General features: G+C 58.0%; 1 protein-coding gene. It reads left to right on the forward strand.

Going from position 1 to position 1546, the window contains the following annotated elements; genetic code table 11:
- The first annotated feature begins 280 nt into the window (after positions 1-280).
- On the forward strand, positions 281-1396 hold the full coding sequence (locus Q363_RS31595) for a VWA domain-containing protein (protein ID WP_245632605.1): 1116 nt from the start codon (positions 281-283) through the stop codon (positions 1394-1396).
- The last annotated feature ends 150 nt before the right edge of the window (positions 1397-1546 follow it).

Genomic DNA, 1546 nt, shown 5'->3' on the forward strand with positions numbered 1-1546 from the left:
GATCTCATTTATCCCGCAGTGTCACGCTGCACTCAAATCCCGGAATCACGCTTGTTTGTTTTCAATCCTTTTCCGGGATTTAAGTGCATTGTCGCCGGACAAGAAGAAGCATAGTCAGTAGTTGACCCCCGCTGGTTATGGAGTGGAGTCTCCCACCAGCGTCTGACGACGAGCTTAGGGACGAGGACAGCGATGTGACGATCAGGATGGTCGCGCGTTTTTGGGGCGGGTCAATGCCAGAGAAACCAAGGACATCCAGGGATTCGGTAGAATCAACCGCGTGAGAGTCACCCTCCGCGACCAGGCTGTATCATCGCTTTTCGTCGTCTCTATCACCACCGTCTTCACCCTTCTCCTCAGCCCTTTGCCCTCCGACGCTCGGGCCGCCACAGCTCCGCAGCCCCCTGCAGCTGCTCGGCAGACCTCGCCGACTGTGCAGCCTCTGTTTCCTGCGTCGCAACCACCCACTCAGGCGCAATCCAGCGCCGCGCAGCACTCCGTGCCCACCCCACGGCCGGTCCAAACTCCTGACTCCGCGACACCGTCCTCCAGCCGGCCCATCACTACCATCAAAGTTCAGGCCAACGAAGTAGTCCTAATCTTCACCGTCACCGACAAAAAAGGCCGCTTCATCACTGGCCTCAAACGCGAGAGCTTCGGACTGCTCGACGACGGCCGCCCTCCGGTCGCGGTACTCAACTTTACCCAGCAGACAAATCTCCCTCTCCGCGTCGGCATCATGCTGGATACCTCCAGCTCCATTCGTCAGCGCTTCCAGTTCGAGCAGGATTCTGCTATCGGGTTCCTGCGCCAGATACTGCATCGCGGAGACCTCGCCTTCGTCGAGGGCTTTGACATCCAGACCGACTTGGCTCAGAGTTTCACCGACAACATCGCCCTTCTCAACCGGGGTATCCGCAAGCTCCGCCCCGGCGGCGGTACAGCGCTCTTCGATGCTCTCCACAAGGCCTGCCGTGACCAGATGCTAAACCTTCGAGAAGAAGGTGCCGTCCGCCGCATTCTCATCCTTGTTTCCGACGGTGATGATAACTACAGCCGCTACCAGAACTCTGACGCTATCAAAATGTGCCAGCGCGCCGAAACCATCATTTACGCCATCAGCACCAACATCAGCCCCAACAAAAGCAAGGGCGACGAGGTACTGCGCGTGATCTCGGAAGCCACAGGCGGTCAGGCCCTCTACCCCGTCCGCATTGAGGACGTAGCCACCGGTTTCCGCAAAATTGAAGAAGAGCTCCGGAGCCAATACTCCCTGATCTACCGCCCGGCGGCCTTCAAGAATGACGGTTCCTTCCGCACCATTAACCTCCAGGTCATCGACCGCCGTTACAAGGTCCGCGTCCACAAAGGGTACTTCGCTCCCCGCCCCGAATAACTCCTTGCCCGATCTCTCTCGTCTTAGGCGCAGTGTCATTCCTAGGGTCTGTACTCAGGGGTTACGCATGAAATACCGGGCTAAGTTTGCGGTTGGAAGTACATGAGGTTTCGCGCTTACCTGATAGTTGGAGGCAAGTGCGGATGTCGG

The sequence above is a fragment of the Edaphobacter aggregans DSM 19364 genome, from assembly GCF_000745965.1.
Taxonomy (GTDB): Bacteria; Acidobacteriota; Terriglobia; order Terriglobales; family Acidobacteriaceae; genus Edaphobacter; species Edaphobacter aggregans.